The 18602-nt window shown below is 71.4% G+C and carries 19 protein-coding genes; 11 read left to right on the top strand and 8 right to left on the bottom strand.

Annotation, left to right across the window (positions count from 1 at the left end; all coding sequences use genetic code 11):
* The first annotated feature begins 11 nt into the window (after positions 1-11).
* Positions 12-485 carry a hypothetical protein gene (locus tag ACFV4P_RS11980; protein WP_380469998.1) on the top strand — a complete coding sequence of 158 codons (474 nt, stop codon included), beginning with the start codon at positions 12-14 and terminating at the stop codon, positions 483-485.
* Positions 482-1039 carry an NIPSNAP family protein gene (locus tag ACFV4P_RS11975; RefSeq protein ID WP_380469995.1) on the top strand — a complete coding sequence of 186 codons (558 nt, stop codon included), beginning with the start codon at positions 482-484 and terminating at the stop codon, positions 1037-1039. The genes ACFV4P_RS11980 and ACFV4P_RS11975 overlap by 4 nt, the downstream gene beginning before the upstream one ends.
* A gap of 84 nt (positions 1040-1123) precedes the next feature.
* On the opposite strand, the gene lepB is transcribed toward ACFV4P_RS11975, so the two are convergent.
* Positions 1124-1816, bottom strand: a complete 693-nt coding sequence (gene lepB / locus ACFV4P_RS11970) for a signal peptidase I (protein ID WP_380469992.1) — start codon at positions 1814-1816, stop codon at positions 1124-1126.
* 157 nt (positions 1817-1973) lie between these two features.
* On the opposite strand from lepB, the gene ACFV4P_RS11965 reads away from it, so the two are divergent.
* Entirely contained in the window at positions 1974-2807 is an 834-nt protein-coding gene (locus tag ACFV4P_RS11965) for a hypothetical protein (protein ID WP_380469990.1), read from the top strand.
* Between the two features lie 85 nt (positions 2808-2892).
* Here ACFV4P_RS11965 and ACFV4P_RS11960 read toward each other — a convergent pair whose 3' ends face one another.
* Positions 2893-6081, bottom strand: coding sequence for a M28 family peptidase (locus ACFV4P_RS11960; RefSeq protein ID WP_380469988.1), 3189 nt, complete (start codon positions 6079-6081; stop codon positions 2893-2895).
* 257 nt (positions 6082-6338) lie between these two features.
* Here ACFV4P_RS11960 and ACFV4P_RS11955 point away from each other — a divergent pair, with 257 nt between their 5' ends.
* Positions 6339-7733: a helix-turn-helix domain-containing protein gene (locus ACFV4P_RS11955; protein ID WP_380469986.1), complete on the top strand. Its 1395-nt coding sequence runs from the start codon at positions 6339-6341 to the stop codon at positions 7731-7733.
* 81 nt (positions 7734-7814) lie between these two features.
* On the opposite strand, the gene ACFV4P_RS11950 is transcribed toward ACFV4P_RS11955, so the two are convergent.
* Positions 7815-9488, bottom strand: a complete 1674-nt coding sequence (locus tag ACFV4P_RS11950) for an MFS transporter (protein ID WP_380469984.1) — start codon at positions 9486-9488, stop codon at positions 7815-7817.
* Between the two features lie 204 nt (positions 9489-9692).
* On the opposite strand from ACFV4P_RS11950, the gene ACFV4P_RS11945 reads away from it, so the two are divergent.
* Together ACFV4P_RS11945 and ACFV4P_RS11940 are read left to right on the top strand one after the other, a co-directional pair.
* Positions 9693-10682, top strand: a complete 990-nt coding sequence (locus tag ACFV4P_RS11945; protein WP_380469982.1) for a helix-turn-helix transcriptional regulator — start codon at positions 9693-9695, stop codon at positions 10680-10682.
* A gap of 32 nt (positions 10683-10714) precedes the next feature.
* The gene (locus tag ACFV4P_RS11940; RefSeq protein WP_380469980.1) at positions 10715-11092 is read left to right on the top strand and encodes a hypothetical protein; all 378 of its coding nucleotides are present in this window, start codon (positions 10715-10717) and stop codon (positions 11090-11092) included.
* Between the two features lie 7 nt (positions 11093-11099).
* Here ACFV4P_RS11940 and ACFV4P_RS11935 read toward each other — a convergent pair whose 3' ends face one another.
* Positions 11100-11714 carry a TetR/AcrR family transcriptional regulator gene (locus ACFV4P_RS11935; protein WP_380469978.1) on the bottom strand — a complete coding sequence of 205 codons (615 nt, stop codon included), beginning with the start codon at positions 11712-11714 and terminating at the stop codon, positions 11100-11102.
* A gap of 419 nt (positions 11715-12133) precedes the next feature.
* On the bottom strand, positions 12134-12511 hold the full coding sequence (locus tag ACFV4P_RS11930; RefSeq protein WP_380469976.1) for a hypothetical protein: 378 nt from the start codon (positions 12509-12511) through the stop codon (positions 12134-12136).
* A 148-nt stretch (positions 12512-12659) separates the two neighbouring features.
* Between ACFV4P_RS11930 and ACFV4P_RS11925 the strand changes: the two genes are divergently transcribed.
* The gene (locus ACFV4P_RS11925; RefSeq protein WP_380469974.1) at positions 12660-13052 is read left to right on the top strand and encodes a peptidoglycan-binding protein; all 393 of its coding nucleotides are present in this window, start codon (positions 12660-12662) and stop codon (positions 13050-13052) included.
* 236 nt (positions 13053-13288) lie between these two features.
* On the opposite strand, the gene ACFV4P_RS11920 is transcribed toward ACFV4P_RS11925, so the two are convergent.
* Positions 13289-13516: a hypothetical protein gene (locus ACFV4P_RS11920; RefSeq protein ID WP_380469972.1), complete on the bottom strand. Its 228-nt coding sequence runs from the start codon at positions 13514-13516 to the stop codon at positions 13289-13291.
* Between the two features lie 104 nt (positions 13517-13620).
* Between ACFV4P_RS11920 and ACFV4P_RS11915 the strand changes: the two genes are divergently transcribed.
* From ACFV4P_RS11915 to ACFV4P_RS11900, 4 genes are all read left to right on the top strand, one after another.
* Complete coding sequence (locus ACFV4P_RS11915) at positions 13621-14109, top strand: hypothetical protein (protein ID WP_380469970.1); 489 nt, start codon at positions 13621-13623, stop codon at positions 14107-14109.
* Entirely contained in the window at positions 14106-14291 is a 186-nt protein-coding gene (locus ACFV4P_RS11910; RefSeq protein WP_380469967.1) for a hypothetical protein, read from the top strand. The genes ACFV4P_RS11915 and ACFV4P_RS11910 overlap by 4 nt, the downstream gene beginning before the upstream one ends.
* A gap of 723 nt (positions 14292-15014) precedes the next feature.
* The gene (locus ACFV4P_RS11905) at positions 15015-16100 is read left to right on the top strand and encodes an FUSC family protein (protein WP_380469965.1); all 1086 of its coding nucleotides are present in this window, start codon (positions 15015-15017) and stop codon (positions 16098-16100) included.
* Between the two features lie 411 nt (positions 16101-16511).
* On the top strand, positions 16512-16733 hold the full coding sequence (locus tag ACFV4P_RS11900; protein WP_380469963.1) for a hypothetical protein: 222 nt from the start codon (positions 16512-16514) through the stop codon (positions 16731-16733).
* A gap of 67 nt (positions 16734-16800) precedes the next feature.
* Here the strand turns inward: ACFV4P_RS11900 and ACFV4P_RS11895 are convergent, their stop codons facing one another.
* On the bottom strand, positions 16801-17376 hold the full coding sequence (locus ACFV4P_RS11895; protein ID WP_380469961.1) for an HD family hydrolase: 576 nt from the start codon (positions 17374-17376) through the stop codon (positions 16801-16803).
* Between the two features lie 27 nt (positions 17377-17403).
* Positions 17404-18396 carry a helix-turn-helix domain-containing protein gene (locus ACFV4P_RS11890; protein WP_380469959.1) on the bottom strand — a complete coding sequence of 331 codons (993 nt, stop codon included), beginning with the start codon at positions 18394-18396 and terminating at the stop codon, positions 17404-17406.
* Positions 18397-18602: the final 206 nt, after the last annotated feature.

Below are 18602 nucleotides of genomic sequence, written 5' to 3'. Positions count from 1 at the left end.
ACCTGCGGCGCATGAACGACTTCGACTTCCTGCACGGCACCTGGCAGGTCGCCAACCGCCGCCTCACCGCCCCGCTCGCCGAACCCGCCGCCGACACCTGGGAGGAGTTCCCCGGCCTCGCCGTGGTGCGGCCGCTGTTCGGCGGCGCGGGCAACATCGACGAGATCGACTTCCCGACCCTCGGACGGCAGGGCCTGACGCTGCGCCTGTACGACCACGCCGCGAAGGAGTGGACCATCCACTGGTCCGACAGCCGCACCGGACGGCTCGACCCGCCGATGGCCGGCCGCTTCACCGGCGACCGCGGCGACTTCCACGGCGACGACCACTACGACGGCCGCCCGATCCGGGTGCACTTCGTCTGGCGCCGCCTCGGACCGGACACCGCCCGCTGGGAACAGGAGTTCTCCGCCGACGGCGGCCGCAGCTGGGAACTCAACTGGACCATGGACCTCACCCGCACCGCCGACGGAGCCGCCGCATGAGCATCGTCGAACTGCGCCAGTACACCCTGCACCCCGGCGCCCGGGACACCCTGATCGACCTGTTCGAGCGGGAGTTCGTCACCGGCCAGCAGGCCGTCGGCATCACGCTCGGCGGCCGCTTCCGCGACCTGGACCACCCCGACCGCTTCGTCTGGCTGCGCGCCTTCCCCGACATGGCGCACCGCCGGCGCGCCCTGGAGGCGTTCTACACCGGCCCGGTCTGGCGGGCGCACCGCGACGAGGCCAACGCCACGATGATCGACAGCGACGACGTCCTGCTGCTGAGCGGCCCCGGCTACCTCCCCGACCCGGGCACGACGGACGTGCAGGCGACCATCTGCCGACCGCCCACCGCCACCGCGTTCGACGCCTGGGCCGACCGGCACCTCCACCCGCGCCACGCCCTCCACCGCACCGAACACGCCGTCAACGACTTCCCCCGACTCCCCGTCCGCACCGGCCTGGACGTCCGCGCCTGGTTCGGCCCGTCCGAGCCGCCGCCCTGGCCCCCGTTCCAACGCCTGCGGCTGGCCCCGGTGACCGCGGCAGACTGACGGCCGAGGCGCCGAAACTCCGTGCGGGGACGCGTAGTTGCTCCACGTGCTCGGCCGCGCCGTCCGCTCCCGGGCGGGGCGGCGTCAGCCGACGTGGCGGAAGGTCGCGGGGACGGGCAGGGAGGTCCAGCGGGGGAGGGGCCAGAGCAGGACGCGGGCGCGGCCGATGACGTGGTCGACGGGGACGAACCCGCCGCCGGGGTTGTGGAGTCGCTGGTAGCGGGAGTCCGCGGAGTCGTTGCGGTGGTCGCCCATCACCCACAGGTGCCCGGGCGGGACGGTGACCGTGCCGACGGGGTAGTCGTCGCAGGGCGTCGCGCCGGGGTACAGGTACGGCTCGTCCAGGGCGGTGCCGTTCACCGTCAGCGGGTGGCCCGCGCGGCAGTCGACGGTGTCGCCGCCCACCGCGACGACGCGCTTGATCAGGTCCTTCTCGTCCGCGGAGGGCGCCAGCCCGACCCGGCTCAGCGCGGAGCGGACCCCGCCGAGGACGCCGCCCGAGCCGGCCGGCGCCGAGGTGAGCCAGCCGCCCGGGTCGCGGAAGACCACCACCTCGCCGCGGTGCGGGGTCTCGCCCAGCCACGGGCTGAACCGGTCGACGGCGACCCGGTCGCCCTTCTGCAGGGTGCCCATCATCGAGCCGGACGGGATGACGAACACCTGGAACACGAAGGTCTTCAGCACGAACGCCGCCAGCAGGGCCACCGCGGCCGGCACCACCAGCCCGCGCAGCTTCCGGGTCGAGGCGCCGACGAGCGGCGCGAAGCGGTACGGCAACGGACGACCCTTCCCCCGGGAGGCCGAGCGGGCCCTCGCGGCCCCGGCCGTGCGCCATCGTACGGACGCGGCCCGTCGGGCGGGCGTAAGCGGCTGTCGTCGGGAGCCGGTACCTTGCGTCAACTCCCTTGGTACGAATGGAAAGAGAGATGCGCCCGTGACGACTGGGACGGACTGGGACGCGGCACTGGCCGACGCCTTCGCGATACTGCTCGACGGCGCGGCGGACGACGGGAAGGACACCGGATACGGGGTGTACTACGCCTCGGAGACCCTCGACGAGTTCCTGTTCCCGTGCACCTGGGCCACCGCCGACGCGCTGGCGGACGGCGCGCCCAGGCACCTGCCGGACCCGGACGGCCCGTACCCGTTCTCGCCGTGGAACTGGCGGTTCGACCTGGCCGCGTCGCTGTTCCGCTTCGACGCCGATCTGCTGGCCGCCACCGGAGTGTGGGGCGCGGACGGCCACAAGGGCCCCCGGCCGTTCGACGACGCCTTCGTCGCCGACCTGCGCGCCGCGGCCGCCGAGGACGCCACCGGCGCGGCCCTGGTGACCGGCGCCGCCCTGGCGCCGCTGCTGGAACGGCACGGACTCGACCTGGCCGACAAGCGGTGCAAGAAGCTGAACTACTGGCTGACCGTCGTGCTGCGCGTCGCCACCGACGGCACCCTGCACGACGCGATGCGGGCCGCCACCTTCACCGAACGCGGCCCCGACCACCTGGTGACCTCGTACGACATGGACACCTCCCGTCCCGCCGCCGCGCCCTGGCAGGAACGCCTCGGCGCGCTGACGCACCCCGCGCTCCGCGACCACCTGCGCGTGCTGTGCCGCTCCGAGGCCGACGCGCGCAGCGAGGGCGGCTTCTTCACCGGTACCGGCGACGGACCGTGGAGCGACGTGCTGGACGCCGCCGGCTGCTCGACCGTCGCGGGCTGGGGGTTCGGCGAGTCGCAGGCCGCCACCGCCGTGGTGCGACTGCCGAACTGACGCGACATCAAAAAGCGAGCGGTGCCGCGGCCCGTCCCCCAACCGGCCGCGGCACCACCCGCCGTACTGCCTTGCTGCCCCGCGGCTAGATGCGCTGCCAGAGGGCGGGAACCACGTCCGGCGTCCAGGTGCTCTGCGAGAGGTGCGCCTGCAGGCAGCGGTAACTGACGCCGTTGTAGGTGACCACGTCACCCGTGTTGTAGTTGACGCCGGCGGCCCAGGTGGTGTTGCCGCCGCCACCGCCGTTCACCACCAGGGTGAAGGTGGTGGAGTGGGTGGCCGAGGCGCCGGTGCCGACCAGCGTGATGGTGTAGGTGCCGGCCGGGGTGGAGGAGGAGGTGGCGACCGTCACGGACGAGCTGCCGCCGCTGGAGACGGAGGACGGGCTGAACGAGACGGTGGTGCCGGACGGCGCGCCGCTCGCGGTCAGCGCCACGCTCTGCGCCGAGCCGGAGGTGGTCGCGGTGGAGAGCGTCGCGGTCGCGGCGGAGCCGGCCTGGACGGTGCCGGTGGCCGGGTTCACCGAGACGTTGAAGTCGTTGACCGGCGTGGTGGTGCCGCCGACCGAGGTCTTCCAGATCGCGTACGCCACGCCGTCGGCGTTGCGGTTCAGTACCGTCGCGTCGACGTTGGAGGTGGTGTCGCACGACGAGTGGTAGCACGAGTCGTACGAACGGCCCGCCGTGCCGCCCCACTTGGCGGCCTGCGCCGAGGTCTTGGTGGCGTCCGCGCCCGCCGCGTAGCCCGAGGTCGGAATGCCGGCCTGCTGGAACGAGTAGTCGTCGGAACGGCCCTGGCCCTCGACGTTCTCCTCCGGCTGGAGGTTCAGCGAGTCCCAGTACGCCTTCAGCGGCGCCGCGGTGGCCGAGTTGACGTTGTTGACGAAGTAGCCGGCGTTGGTGGAGCCGACCATGTCGAAGTTGTAGTAGCCCTTGATCGCCGAACGCTGGGTCGAGGACAGCTGGCCCACGTAGTACGCCGAACCCTGCATGCCCTGCTCTTCACCGGCCCACCAGGCGAACCGGACGTGCTTGGTCATGTTCGGGTTCTGCTGCGCCAGGACGAGCGCGTTCTCCAGCAGCACCGCCGAACCGGAGCCGTTGTCGTTGATGCCCGGGCCGGCCGAGACCGAGTCCAGGTGCGCGCCGAACATGGTGACCTGGTCCGACGGGCCGCCCGGCCAGTCCGCGATCAGGTTGTTCGAGCTGTACGAGCAGGAGGTGCAGGTCTGCTCGCTGACGGTGTAGCCCGCCGCCTGCAGCTTGCCCTTGAGGTACGCCAGCGACTGCGTGTAGCCCGCGCTGCCCGCCCGGCGGTTGCCGCCGTTCTGCTGCGCGATCGTGTACAGCTGGCTCAGGTGCGCCTGCACGTTGGCGACGTTGATGTCCGGGGCCGAACCGCCGGGGTTGCCCCCGCCGTTCACCGTCAGCTGGTACTGCGCGGTGTGGGTGGCCGGGCCGGAGCCGGTCACCGTCAGCGGGTAGGTGCCCGCCGCGGTGTTCGCGCCGACGCTGATGTTCAGCGTCGCCGAACCGCCGGACTGCACGCTCGACGGGGAGACCGTCGCCGTGGTGCCGGTGGGCGCGCCGGTCACGGACAGCGAGACGGTCGAGGCCGAGCCGGCGGTGACGGAGGTGGAGATCGTCGCCGTGGTGGAGGAGCCCGCCTGCACGGTGCCCGAGGACGGGCTCAGCGCCAGCGAGTAGTCGCTCGGGTTGCCGGCGCAGGTCGGGTCGCCGGGCTGGGCCGGCACCGAGACGGCGTCCCAGGCGGCCTTGGTGCGGTTGAACAGGTTGCAGGTGGAGTCGAGGTTCTTCGCGGCCGTCAGGGTCGCGGTGCGGTACTTCTTGTACGTCATGCCGCTGGTCTTCAGCAGCATGCCGCCGTAGAAGATCTTGCCCGCGGTCTGGATGCCGACGCCCGTCACCGAGGACGAGTTGCAGGTCGGGCTGGACGGCTTGCCGCCGCCCGGGGCCGAGCCCTCCGCCAGCAGGTAGAACCAGTGGTTCAGCGGGCCGGCCGCCGCGTGCTCCTCGGTGTTCGGGATCGAGGACGAGTAGCAGTTCGGGTTGCCGGATATCTGCGACGGGTTGTACATCACCCGGATCGGGCCCTGCCCGACCAGGTTGATCATCTCGCCGACCGTGTAGTCCGGGGTGTCGTACGGCGCCGGCTCGTTGGCGTACGCCTCGGTCAGCGCGCCCATGATGTCGCCGGTCGCCTCGCCGAGGCCCGCCTCGTTGTTCGCGCCGCCCGGCGTGAACTGGTCGAGGCCGTGGCCGAACTCGTGGCCCACCACGTCGATCGCCGCGATCCACTCGTTGGCCTGGCTGTGGCCGATCGAGATGGTCGAGCCGTCCCAGTACGCGTTGACGTCGTTCAGACCGACCTTCACCGGCCAGCTGCCGCCGTTGCCGTTGTGGCCGTTGCGACCCAGCCAGTCGCGGAGCATGTCCCACTCCTTCTGCGCCGCGAACATCGCGTCGGCGCAGCCGGTCTCCTTCGAGGTCGCGGCACCCGTGCCCCAGGAGTCGGTGGACTTGCTGAAGACCGAACCGGTCGAGTAGTCCGAACACTGCAGGCCCGGACGGCTCGGGTCGCGCAGCGAGTACGAACTGCCCGAGCCGGTGGTCGAGATGGTCAGGCCCGCCGGGCCGTTCCACTTGCTGTTGATGGTGCCGGCCTTGACGTCGTCGTAGCTGTCGGCGACCTCGCCGGTGATCGCGTCGACGAACACGTGCAGGTGGCTGGGCCGGCTCTCGGTCGAACCCGACAGCACCGACTCCCAGGCCAGCCGCGAGGTGCCGTCCTTCACCCGGACCACCAGGCGCGGCGCCTCGGCGGAGTCCACCTTCGCCAGCTTCGCGCGCGCGGCCTTCTCCGCGGCCGCCGCGCTCACCTTCGCCTTCGTCGGCACCCCGACCGGGCCCGACGCCGCGCTCTGCACCGAGCGGACCTTGCCCTGCCCGTCGGCGAGCACCACCGCGTCGCCGCCGACCACCGGCAGGCCCTTGTAGGTGCGCTCGTACGACACCGAGTACAGGCCGCCGACGAACGGGGTGACCGAGGACCGCTCGTACGCCTCGTCAGGACCCTTGGCCAGCGCGTCCAGGCCGGCCGAGGCGGCCAGATCCGCGGCCGAGACCGCCGCGGCCAGAGGTGTCGGCGCGAGCGGGGCGGGAGTCGGGGAGGCGACAGCCTGCCCGACGAAACCGCCCAGCATGCCGCCCAGCACGGCCAGGGTGGTGCCGGCGGTCAGCAATCTGCGTTTCATTCAGAGCTCCTATGTGTGGGGGTGCCACAGGTGTGGGGGTGCCCGGAACCCTCACACCCTCGCCATGCCACGGTCAACGGAGCGGACAGCCTGCACCAAGGGCTGGCAAGTTCCGTCAAATGCCCGGCCCCCGGGAGACATTGGCAAAGAATTGGTACAGACCACGCCATGTACGCGGCCGGGGTGCGTTCGGTACCGTCTCGATACCGCCCCCACCCCGGGCGGACGCAGCGAAGCCTTCGGGGAGGTGGCGGCGCATGCTGGAGACAACCGACCGGGTCGACACACCGGACAGCGGAAGCTGGCAGGAGTTCGGCGCACTGCTGCGCCACTGGCGCCGCCACGCCGGCTGGACCCAGGCCCAACTCGGCGCCGCCGTCGGCTACGACCACACCGCCGTCAGCCGCCTCGAACACGGCGCCCGCCGCGCCACCCCCCGGCTCGCCCGCCGCCTCGACGAACTCCTGTGCACCAGCGGCGAACTGACCCGCTGCCACGGACGCGCCGAAACCGCCGAGGCCGACCGCCCCGCCCTGCCCGCCCACCTGCTGCGCCCCCCGCTGCCGCCCGGCGACAGCGCCGCCGCGGTCGTCGCCGCCGACCACTGGCCGACCGGCCTGCCCCACCACGACCTCCAGTGCCCGCTGCACGGCGCGGCCGGCTGCCAACTCCCGCCGCCCGCCGTCGCCCTGGCCCTGCACGCCGCGTTCCGCGACGACCCCGCCGCGCCGCTCGACACCGACACCGTGCACGCCCTCGTCGCCGTCCTCGGGACCCAACTCCACAGCGCCGAACGGGCCATGGGCGAACGCGGACCCGGCGCCGTGATCGAGACCACGCTGCGCGCCGTCGTCGCCCGCCTCGTCGACGCCCCCACCCGGCACCGCCGCGTCCTCGCCCGCCTCGCCGCCGAACACGCCCACGCCGCCGGCAGCCTGCGCCTGCACGGCGGACGCCCCGCCACCGCGATGGCCTGCTTCGACCGCGCCGTCGGCTGGGCCGCCCTGGCCGGCGACGCCGCCACCCAGGTTGCCGCCCTCAGCGACATGGCCGTCCTCGGACTGCTCGACGACGACCCCGCCTCCTCCCGCGACTACGCCCGCGAGATCCGCCGCGCCGCACCCGAACACCACTGGTCCGGCGCGCTCTCCCGGATCGGCGAGGCCCGCGCCACCGCACTCGCCGGCGACGTCCGCGCCACCGTCCGCCACCTCGCCCTGGCCCGCCACCACCTCGACCAGCCCGAGGACGCCTCCTCGCTGGTCTCCTGGCTCGCCCCGCCCGCCCTGCGGATGCGCCTCGAATCCGGCTCCTCCGCCGCCCTGCGCGACCTCGCCGTCGCCGGCGGCGACCCCCGCCTCGCCCGCCGCGCGCTGACCGCCGCACACACCGCCCTCGACCTGCTCGGCACCGGCCAACTCCCCGCCGCCCGCGCCATGCTGACCGCCCGCATCGCCGACTGCCAGCTCTGCCAGGACGACCCGCACGCCGCCGTCGCCACCCTCGCCCCCCTCCTCGACACCCCGCCCGACGCCCTCCCCGCCCTGGTCCGCCACGAACTGCGCGGCCTGCGCACCCGCCTCGCCGCCGGCGCCCCCCGCTGGGGCCGCACCGCCACCGAGACCGCCGCCCGGCTGGCCGCCGCGATCTGACCACCACTCCCTCCGTGCCGTGACGATCCACGGAGGGACGGCGGTCCGGTCGGCGGCGGCCCCTCGGGAGACGCGTCGTTCCTAGGTGTGGAGCCGGCCGGCGTCGATCGCGGCGTTCGATGCCGCTTCGGCGGGGTGGAGCCCTCCCCGCTGCCGGGTGCCCTGCCCGGGCCGGGGGACGAGGAAGGTCGCCAGCATGCCGAGGACGAGCAGCGCGGCACAGGTCCAGCCGCTGATCCGGACCGCGTGGGACATGGCGTCGCGGGCTGCGTCGGCGGCGGACGCCGTCCGCGGGTCGTTGCCGAGCCCGGAGATCATCGCGCCGGCGCTGTCGGAGACCGCCGAGGACAGCTGGTCGGCGGTGGCCCCGGGTGTTCCCAGCCGGACGAGCCGGTGCGACAGGTCGGAGGCCAGTGCCGTGAAGAACGTCGAGGTCAGGACCGCAATACCGAGTGCGGAGCCGAGTTGGCGTGCGGCGCTCTGGATCCCGGAGCCCTGGCCGGCCTGCCACGGCGGCACGTCCGCCAGGACCACGTCGGTGATCCGGGCGGTGGCGAAGCCGACCCCCATGCCGTACAGGAACAGGGCGATGGCGATGACCCACCACTGGGAGTCGCGGTCGGCCAGCAGGCCGAACACCAGCAGGCCGGCGGCCTCCAGGGCCAGGCCGATCCGGACCAGACCGAGCGGCCCGATCCGCTCGGCCATGCCGAAGCTCGCGCCGCTCGCGAAGAAGCTGCCGACCGCGACGACGAAGACCAGCAGCCCGGTCCGGACCGGGGAGTAGCCCAGGGCGTACTGGAGCCACAGCGGCAGCACGGCGAGCATGCCGAACTCGGCCAGGGCGATGACGAGTGTCGCGAGGTTGCCCGTGCTGAAGGACTTGATGGCGAACAGCGACGTGTCCATCAGCGGCGCCGTGCCGTTGCCCCGGGTGCGCCGCACCTGGAGGAACAGGAACAGGGCGAGACACACCACCGCGACGATCAGGGAGACCGGAACGACCGACAGGCCCGTGCCGTCCCCGAAGGGACCGAAGTCCTTGCGCGGTTCCCACCACCCGTAATTGCGTCCCTCGATCAGCGCGAACGCGAGAAGTCCGAGGCCCAGCACCGACGCCACCGCGCCGCCGGCGTCGATCCGTCCCGGTCGGCGGAGGGAGGGCCGGAGAAACCTCATGACGCCGACGAGGATCAGCACGACGACCGCGATGTTGATGCCGAACGCCCACCGCCAGGAGTAGTCGGCGAGCCGGCCACCCAGCAGCGGTCCGACTGCGGCGGCCGCCCCGATCGTCGATCCCCAGACGGCGAACGCCTTGCCGCGGTCCGGACCCCGGAAGGTCAGATTGAGCAGCGCCAGCGAGGTCGGCATGACGATCGCGCCCCCGACGCCCTGCGCGATCCGGCCGGCGATCAACAGCTCCCCGGTGGGCGACACCGCCGCGGCGACGCTGGCCAGCCCGAACACCACGGTCCCGACCACGAACAGCCTGCGCGCTCCCAGGATGTCCGAGAGACGGCCCATCACCAGCAGCAGGGCGGCCAGGACGATCGCGTAGGACTCCTGGATCCACTGGGCGCCGAAGGCCGAGAGCTCCAGGTCGTCGATGATCGGCGGCATCACCACATTGACGATGGTGAAGTCCACGACCACCAGCGAGACGCCGAGGGAAATGGCGACCAGGCCCCACCAGGCGCGCCGATCGGTGGGCGAGGGCCGAGCCGGGTTCTCGGGGGCAGCCTTCTCGGGCACGGCATTCTCGGGCACAGCATTTTCGGGCACAGCATTCTCGGGCACGGCATTCTTCCGTTCTGTTCGACGGGGGTGCACCCGGTTCGGTCGCCGAGGGCGAGACAGGGGGTGCCGGGGAGGCGTCCGGCCTCCGAGCCAGTGGCACCCTGCCAGCAGAAGAGGACGTAATCTGACCGCTACTCACACCAATCCGGAGGGCAGTCCGTGATCGCCAACCGAACGCTGGAGCTGCTCAGCCTGCTTCAGGCCCAGAAGGAGTGGACCGGCGACGGTCTGGCCGAGCGGCTGGGGGTGTCCCCGCGGACGGTCCGGCGCGACATCACCCGACTGCGCGAACTGGGCTATCCCGTCACGGCGCGCAAAGGCCCCTCCGGCTTCTACCGACTGTCCCGCGGAGCGCGGCTGCCCCCGCTGATCGTCGACGACGAGCAGGCCGTCGCCATCGCGCTGGCCCTGCAGACGGCTCCGGCCTCGGTGATCGGCATGGGGGACGCCACGAAGCGGGCGCTGCACTCCATCAAGGAGCTGCTGCCTCCCCACCTGGCCCGCAGACTGGCCACCTTCTCGGTCGAACAGCTGGAGAACGCCTGGGAGTTGGCCCCGCCCCAGGTCGATCCCGCGCTGCTGGCGCAGCTGAGCGCCGCCGCGCAGCAGCGCGAGCTGGTGCGGTTCGCCTATCGGTCCGTCGACCGTGACCCGGTGGACGACGAGGTCCTGGTCGAACCCCACCGGCTCGTCGTCTGGTCCGGGCGCTGGTATCTGGTGGGGTACGACCGGCGCGGGAACTCCTGGCACACCTATCGGCTCGACCGCATCGGGCAACCGACCTCCACCGCCTGGCGGTTCGGTCCCCGTGACGTGCCGGAGGCGGACCTCACCCGCTTCGTCCAGCTCCAGCCCGACCGGGGGGACACCGCGGACACCTGGCCGTGCTGGGGCACCGTCCTGATGGAGTGCCCCGCGACGCTGGTGGCGAAGTGGGCTCCGGGCGCGGCGAGCTTCGAAGCGATCGACGAGCGGATCACCCGGATCCGGATGGGGGCGTGGTCCTGGTCGGGGCTCATCGGTTTCCTCATCACCTTCAACTGCCCGTTCACCGTCGAAGGACCGCCCGAACTCGCCGAAGCGGCCCGCCAGGTGATCGGCCGCCTCGACGCCGCCGCGCATGACGCCCCCTCCGGACGGGGATTATGATCGCCTGATTCACCGATCCCGAGGAGGCAGCCATGGGCGCAGCAGACGATCGTGAGCCGGAGATCTCGGACGCGGACCTGCTCGACGTCGCCGACAATCCGTCGCAGGCCGCGGAGTTGCACCGGGCGCTGCGGACGATCGCGAAGACGGACGGCGTCGGGCCGGAGCTCCAGCAGATGGCCCGGGAGGTGCTGAGCGGGCGGATCGGGATGCGGGACGTGGTGGAGTCCGACCGGTACCTCTCGGCGATCGGCGCGCGGCTCGGCGAGATGCGGACCGCGGCGGAGAACCTGTCGCCGGAGGAGCGCACCGAGTCCGAGAAGCGGGCGGTCAAGCTGCGCGAGCAGTCCGAGGCGGAGTACGGGCCGGACGAGCCCGAGGAGTGGGAGCGCCCGCGCGAGGAGCGCTGACGGCGCGTCAGTCCGGCCGCACGGCCGAGGCGACGGTCGCTTCGAGCACGGCCAGCGCCTCGGCCGAGGTGAACCGGCCGGACTCGACCTGGTCGCCCGCGGCGAGGATCAGTGTGTAGACGCCGGTGACCAGCCAGTGGGCGGGCAGGTCGGCACGGAGGACGCCCTCGTCCTGCCCGCGGGTGATCAACTGCTCGACGGTGGCGAGGATGTCGGCATGCCGGTCCTCGACGGTCTCCGGGGGCAGGGCGCGACGGGCGGCGTGCAGCATCCGCAGGTTGCGGTCGAGCGGCTGCCAGGACGAACGCAGCAGGGTGCGCAGGGCCTGGTCGGCCGGAGAGTCCGCCAGGTTCTGGGCCGCGACAGTGGCCGTGACCTCGCGCAGCGCACGGTCCATCAACTCGCCGAGCAGCGCCTCCCGGGACGGGAAGTGCGCGTACAGGGTGACCCTGCCGACGCCCGCCGCAGCGGCGATCTCGGTCATGCTGGCCTGCGGGTCGCGGGCGAAGCAGCCGGCGGCGGCCAGGATCGCGGCGATGTTGCGTTCGGCGTCGGCCCGCCGGGCCTGGCCGGAGCCGCCCCGCCGGGTGGGCGCGGCGGCGCGGCGCTGGTCGGAGTCCATGGTGGGAAGCCTGGGCCCGCCTCCCGCGGACCCCCGGAGGGGCTTGGAGAATCCGGTGGCACGGGGAAGGCCGGCGGCGATCTCAACGGTGGGCCGGCAAGCCGTCCACCAGTGCGCAGTGCGTGGGTGGTTGGGCGGAGACGCTCGATCGGGCGCGGGGTCGGGGGAGCTACCTGCTGGCCCGGGCAGGCCGGGTGGAACGGTCCGCGCACGCCGTGCGGCCCGGACGGGCCGGTCAACTGCGTGCGGCGGGAGGGTGGTTGGCCGGACCGCGTGGTCGCGCGCGCCGGTCCGACCGGGGTTGAGTGGACGGGCCTGGTGTGCGCCGCCGGGATCTCCCCTTCGGGCCCCGGGGGAGTCGGGGGTGGCCGCACGGGCGTTACCGGCAGGCCACCCGACGGCGCCCGGCCCGGCGCGTTTCAGTGGGCGTGCATGCCCACCGGGTGCTGGGCGCGGCCCGGGGGGATCAGGGTCGGGGCGAGGGCGGCCGTCAGGAGGGCGGCGGCGAGGAGGAGGTGGGCGGTGGGGAAGCCGGCGGAGGTGTGGGCGGCGATGCCCGGGGCGGCGGCGGTGGAGACCAGGGCGATGCCGAGCCCGCCCTCGGCGGCGCGGAAGCTGGACGCCTTCGCCTCCAGGCGGCACTGCCGGCCGTCGGTGCCGGTCTGCGAGGCGTAGCAGACCTCCTGGCCGAGCTTGATCGCGTACCGGTCGATCGCGGCCTGGGAGAAGAGCGAGGACAGCGCCGACATCGTGTTGACGTTCTGGCCGGCCGCCGTGGCGAAGATCTGCACCCACACCAGGAACGATGTTCAGGGGCTCCGGGCTGTACCCAGGAAGACCGCTGGGCAAGCCAGATTCCCTCCATCGGGCTATTCGGTCGCCCGATCATCCTATGGGCCGCTGCTTCTTTTTAAGCTTCCGTGTGGCCCGCGGACCAGCGGGCTGATGACGGAGAACACGGAGGACGAATACGTGCGCAACCGGATCGGAATGCTTCTCGTTGGCGTCGTTTCCGCAAGCCTGGCTCTGAGTGGGGTCGCGTCGGCCGCACCTGCGGTGGCCAGCCCCAGGGCGTTTGCCGGGTGCAACTACGTCTCCAGCTCGTACCGTCCCACCCTCTCCATCGGCTCCACCGGGGATGCGGTCAACCAGGTCGAGTGCTTGATCAACTACAACAGCAGCTATGAATCGTGGCTCAATGAGGACGGCGTCTTCGACGAGAAGACCGCCCGCGCAGTGACGTACCTGCAGGCCTGCAACGGCATCGGCGGGAACGGCACCGTCGACGCCCGCACCTGGGACAAGCTCTACAACCCCAACAGGCTCTGCGCATTCTGAGACTGACGGCACAGAGCACCCGGTCCTGACCGAACGGTACTCGTTCGGTCAGGACCGGGCGTGCGCACGTCTTGCGGGCGGCCGGCCGACAGTTGCTGAATCGGTCGGGTCTTGGACCGGTGGGCTGCCGGGATGTTCTCCGCCTATGCGGAGGTGGGCCGCAGCCCACCACAGAGCTTTTCTGGGATGCTCCCTGCTCTCCGTACGCGCGGAGCTGACGGAGTGGTCCCGCCGATCTACGGCTGGGCCGCTTCCTTATGGGCGCGCTCTTCCAACAGTCGGGCGGCGTCTGTGGAGATGTGCTCACCGGCCGCGAAGGGCGTGGTCATGTCGTGGGCCCACAGCTTCCGGGCCGTCTCGTGCGGGACCTCGGAGTCCAGGCAGGCTTCGTAGTAGACGATCGTCCGGGCGAGGCGCAGGGCCTCGTCCGAGGGGCCGGAGGCCCGGGTCTTGCGGCGTGCCACGGCGGGCCCCTTCTCAGACTCGGTTGCCTCCAGCGGGCGCCGACGGCGTCACGGGCGTTGTGGCCGCGCTTCGGGCCGTCGCCCTCACCGCGGATCTTGGCGGGGTGGCCGGCCGCGCTCGCCCGGCTGGTCTGGGCCTGCGCGATGCCCGGGTGGAGGACCATCATCCCGGCGCGGTTGCCTCCGGGGATCATCTGGCCTTCGCGCTTCACCACGGCGTCGAGCTGGGCGGCTCGGGCGAGCATGGCCGCGGCGATGTCGATCGCCACCAAGTCGCCCGGCTCAAGGTCGAGTTCGGTCTCGTACAGCTCGATGAGCGCGGCGCGGACGGCCTGCGGGTCCTTCAGCTGCTCGTGCGCTGGACCGCACCGACCCTGACCGGCGGTGGCGGGTGGAACCCGGGCGAGCCGCTGACGGCCGTCCTGACGCCCTACCTCGACGGCTACGCCGCCCGGCAGGGTGCCGCGTACCGGGAGGACGGCCGCGCGGCCGTACACGGCGCAGGGATACCGCGCCGTGTACGGCCGCGCGGCCTGACACCAGACCCCACCCTCCCCAACTCCCGCACCACAGAACGGAAGCACCACCCATGACCCGCGCCGACATGATCCGCCTGTCCGGCTACTGGCCCAACCTCGCACGCCTCGGCATGGACCACCCCGACGACGTGCACGCGATGTTCGACGCGTTCCGCGACCTGCGCCGCGACCCGGAGTTCGCCCGGGGCCTTGACCTGCTGCTGGACGAGGTGTTCGACGCCCCCGACACCGTCTGACGCCCGCCCGCCCGCCCTGCCCCGGCCGCGCGTACTCCAAGGCCGCATGCGTCTGCGGCCGGTCGATCCAGAACCCCGGCAAGGGCTATGTGGACGAGGAACGCCGACGCCACCTGCGCACCGCAGACCGCTGACACCAGACCCCACCCCCAGGGAACACCGTGCACACCGCCACCGAACCGCCGAGGGTCATGGACCTGCCCCGGCACCTGACCTTCGGCTCCACCGCCTCCGCAGGCGTCCCCCACATCGCGGTGGTGGACGACCCCGGCCGCCACGTCCTGTGCGACCCGGACAACCCCAGGAGACCCCAGTGCACATCCCCGCCCGCGCCCTCTGGATACCCGGGGGCGGCACCGCCCTGGAGTGGGGTCTGCGCGACGCCTGTCCGGTCGGCGTCGGCCCCGCCGGCACCGAACGGGTCCAGTGGTGGGTGGTCCGGTGCCTGTCGTGCGGCGACCGCTACACCGGGCGCCCCGCCCGGGTTGGCGACGAGCACGGCCATCGCGATGACGTCCACCGCTTCGTCGCCGCCGATGACTTCTTCGGGGTGGTTGGGCACCACCCAGTGTGTTGGTGTGTGACATGCCGCTTTTGGAGCAATCGGGGGTGTTGGGCTGTTCGGTCGTCACGCTTTGCTTGTTGATCACGGTCCGGGTCACCGAGGCCATGGTGCACAGGTCGTGTGAGGCGTTGATCGGGCCCGTTCATTGGAGGAAGATCATGAGCTGGCTCTCGAACGTGTTCAAGCTCAGCCCCGCGGGGATCAACTGGCCGCGCGCGGTGATGTTCCTGGACGCTGCGCTGGTGCCACTGCTCGTCTTCTGGGCGATCGGGCATGAGCAGTACCTTTTCAGCGCGTTGTTCGGCCTGCTTTTCGCGGGGCTGGCCGACCCGGGAGGCGGCTACGGGCACCGCGCGTCCCACATCGCTGTCTTTGCGCTGATCGGCGCTGGGGTGACCGCGTTGGGGTTCGGCATCGGAGCAGACGCCTGGGGCTGGCTGGTGCTTGCGGCTTTCATGGTCACGCTGGTGGCCGGCCTGGCGGCCGCGTTCGGGGTGCACAGATCCGTCGCAGCCCTGCTTCTCAACCTCTGGTTCATTGTCACCCTCGGGCTCGCATCCAGCTTCCATCAGCATGCCCGCATCACCAGTTACACCTGGGCCCAGGTGCTCGCCTGGGCTGGGGGGTCGGCGCTGTGGATCGCGGTGACGTTCGTTGCGTGGCTGATCCGCGGGCGCGAGGACCGGCCCCAGCCGGTCGCAGAGCTCCCCGGCGATACCTCGCGGAAGAAGCTGACCGGGCCGATGGTCATGTTCGCGGTGATCCGCGCCATGGCCATCGGCGGCACCGTCGCGCTTGCGTTCGGACTGAACCTGTCGCACGGCTATTGGATGCCGATCGCAGCCATGGTCGCGATGAAGCCGAGCCTGGGTCAGAGCACGCTCGTAGCCGCGCAGCGCCTCGCCGGCACGTTGATCGGTGCGGTCGCGGCTGCGCTGTTGCTGCTGGTGCCAGCCAGTGAACACGGACTCAGACTGTTCACGGTCGAGCGTGGACTCGAAGTGGTCGCGCTTGTCCTGCTGATGCACGGGGCGGCGATTCGCTTTTACAACTACGCGCTCTACTGTGCGGCAATCGCCGCGGGGGTGCTCGTCCTTGTGGACCTTCCGCAGCCCTCCGATTATGCCGCGGAGGGCTACCGGGTGCTGTGGACGTTGTGCGGGGTGGGGATCAGTCTGATCATCATCATGTTCGCGGGCCTGCTCGCCAAGCGCACCGCCACGTCGTCGCCACGATCAGTCTGATCTGACCGTGCTCCGAGCCAACTCGGCCGCCGTGGACCTCTTTCGGCAACGCGGCACGCCGCCTCGAAGGCACCCTCAACGAACGCGACTTCGCGCAAGGCATGTATGAAATTCGGGAGAACGGCCCCTTCCGCTCCCAACACCCCTACCGCCGCCAAGCCGAGGCCGCCGTCAAGTAGTTGCTCGCCGACGGCGTCGAACTCGGGCAGCCGGCACCAGGCCCCACCCCCGCGGCCTCCACCCGCCCGTGCCCCACCGGCCCCACCGGCCGCCGACGCCAGGCCCCACCCCGACCCGCCCGAACGGAAGGAACCACCCCTGACCATCCACCCCGCCAACCTGCTGCCCGACGGCCGATGGGACGACCGGCTCTTCGAACTCGACCACAAAGGCCGCCGAGGCCACTACCGGGTGGTGCGCGGCCTCGGCGAACAGATCGGCACCGTGGAGAAACACGGCGGCGCCTGGATGCCCCGCAACGCTGCCGGAGCCTGGGTCGGAGCCGCCGCCGGCCAACGCGGCTACCTCACCCGCCAGGTCGCCGCCGTCGAACTGTCCATCACCGTCCCGCTCCCGCCCCCGGAAGAACTTGAGCAGTACCGGGTGACGCCAGGCCCCATCGGCGAGTCGTGACCGAGCGTGAGGCCAAGACACAGAGCACCGCCACATCCGATGGAGGCAGGGGTGCGGAGGCGAGCCGTCAGCCGAGGTATACCTTCTGCCACTCCAAGGACGTCATGGTCAGTGCGGCCTCGGCGAGGGTGCGCGCCGACTCGGTCTTGAGGCTGCCGAGGCTGCTGTCGATCCACGGCTGGACGTTCTGGTGGCCCTGCTCGCGGTACTCCACGGCCTGGATCAGGCACTCCAACTTGTCCGCGTCATGGGCGACGACGACTTCCAGGCTCTCGGCGTTCTCGTACTCCTCGACGATGGCCTGCACTCCGGCAACGACAGCCGGATGAGCGGCGCTGACCTGATCGGCGGTCACGCGTTCGTTCGAGGCCGCGGTGAGGTAGCGCCGGCCGATGTGGGGGATGTCGCTGACCCGGGTCTCCTGGGTGTCGTGGAAGAGGCACAGCAGCGCGACCTTGGCCGGGTCGGCCCCCTCCATCATCGCGAGCACTGCGCCCACGATGCCCGTCCGGAAGGAGTGCTCGGCGATCGTCTCAGGGTCCTTGACTCCGGCGATCCACCAGCCGGAGCGCTTCGCCCGCTTGAGCATGCCCGCCTCGAACAGGTAGCCGGCGGTGCCCTTCGCCTGCTTGTCGTCCGTCATCGCTGTCCTTCGCTGTTGGATCGGTTGTTATCGAATGGACGTACAGATCGTGTACTCGCCCGCACGGTCCAGCCGGATGGCGAACTGTCGCAGCAACGAGGAGGCGTCCCACGCAGGGCGTTCCTGCTCGGCCATGAAGTCATCGCTGGTCCGGGGACGTGAATCGAGCCCGAGCCAGTGAGCCCAGTAGTTCAGGTTCGCGGCTTCGAAGTCGTCGTTGTCGGTGATCGAGCGGGCGATGAAGTCCCGGAGCAACACGGGATCTCCCTTCCTCGCCAGTGCTGCCGCGACTGAACGCGCCTCGACCCAGCGGGGTGACCACCCCGAGCCCGCCGAGGGGATCCGCCCTCGACGCTGCATCCCGCCGAACCACTCGGCCACATCGCGGGCCCGGTCGTAGGAGGACAGGTACCAGACCTGCCGTCGAAGTAAGGCAGTCTCCTCACCCCCGCTCTCCACCAGGTCGGCGGTATGCCGGAGGTTGTCGAAGAATCGCGCGCGCATGTCCTGCCCGAGAAACGGCGCGGTGGAAACAGGCCCGCGTCGGGCGGCAGGGATGCTCAACTCGGCAGCCACCGCACCGGGCAGAACCTCGCTGACGGCCCAGCCGATCATGTGCGTGGTATCGCGAGTAAGCACCCACCCGGCCAATGGATGCTCCAGAACTTCGGCCCTCGCGGGCCTGAAGCGCAGTATCTCGCTGAGGACGAAGTCTGCGTCCATGGCAAGGCTGATCAGGTTGACCAGCCCACTTGGCGCGCCGAGCAGGATCAGCTTCCGGCGCAGCATTACCAGGTTCCCGGCTCGGGTGGAGGAGAGCGGCCGGCGGCCGGACTCCCAGCCCTGGACGGTGCTCTTGTCGATGCCCAGGTCTACGGCCAACTCGTCCTGAGTTCTCGGGATCTGTTCCCGGATGACCTTGAACAGGAAGCCGGAAATCACCCCTTCGGGGACCCTGACGACCTCGGACGGACTGTCAGTCAGTGTTTCGGTGCGCCTCGGCGGTGTCCGTCCAGCCATTCCTTCCCCCTTGGCCTCGGTCGTCCAGGTAACTCGTACTGGCAGTCCGTCGAACCCTGGATTCACCGGCCGTAACTTCATGACTACGGCATCGCCGGTGACGGCGGAAGCCTAGTGTCCTGCGCCTGAGATCCGTTGGCAGAAACGGGCGAGGGATCCCAGGATCTCTTCGGCGGACTTGGTCCATGTGAAGGGCCTGGGATCCT

Origin of the sequence: Kitasatospora sp. NPDC059795, from assembly GCF_042732175.1 — a bacterium.
In the GTDB taxonomy this organism is placed as follows: Bacteria; Actinomycetota; Actinomycetes; order Streptomycetales; family Streptomycetaceae; genus Kitasatospora.
Note: the sequence above shows the minus strand (reverse complement) of the source record. Positions and strands in the feature narration are given on the sequence as shown.

Bases quoted from the DNA above. Each gene is read 5' to 3' on its own strand.
- ACFV4P_RS11955 (WP_380469986.1), top strand. From the start codon at position 6,339: ATGCTGGAGACAACCGACCGGGTCGACACACCGGACAGCGGAAGCTGG.
- ACFV4P_RS11895 (WP_380469961.1), bottom strand. From the start codon at position 17,376: ATGACGGACGACAAGCAGGCGAAGGGCACCGCCGGCTACCTGTTCGAG.
- ACFV4P_RS11925 (WP_380469974.1), top strand. From the start codon at position 12,660: ATGACGGAGAACACGGAGGACGAATACGTGCGCAACCGGATCGGAATG.
- ACFV4P_RS11960 (WP_380469988.1), bottom strand. From the start codon at position 6,081: ATGAAACGCAGATTGCTGACCGCCGGCACCACCCTGGCCGTGCTGGGC.
- ACFV4P_RS11890 (WP_380469959.1), bottom strand. From the start codon at position 18,396: ATGGCTGGACGGACACCGCCGAGGCGCACCGAAACACTGACTGACAGT.
- ACFV4P_RS11980 (WP_380469998.1), top strand. From the start codon at position 12: ATGAACGACTTCGACTTCCTGCACGGCACCTGGCAGGTCGCCAACCGC.
- ACFV4P_RS11975 (WP_380469995.1), top strand. From the start codon at position 482: ATGAGCATCGTCGAACTGCGCCAGTACACCCTGCACCCCGGCGCCCGG.
- ACFV4P_RS11905 (WP_380469965.1), top strand. From the start codon at position 15,015: ATGAGCTGGCTCTCGAACGTGTTCAAGCTCAGCCCCGCGGGGATCAAC.
- ACFV4P_RS11910 (WP_380469967.1), top strand. From the start codon at position 14,106: ATGACCCGCGCCGACATGATCCGCCTGTCCGGCTACTGGCCCAACCTC.
- ACFV4P_RS11940 (WP_380469980.1), top strand. From the start codon at position 10,715: ATGGGCGCAGCAGACGATCGTGAGCCGGAGATCTCGGACGCGGACCTG.
- ACFV4P_RS11935 (WP_380469978.1), bottom strand. From the start codon at position 11,714: ATGGACTCCGACCAGCGCCGCGCCGCCGCGCCCACCCGGCGGGGCGGC.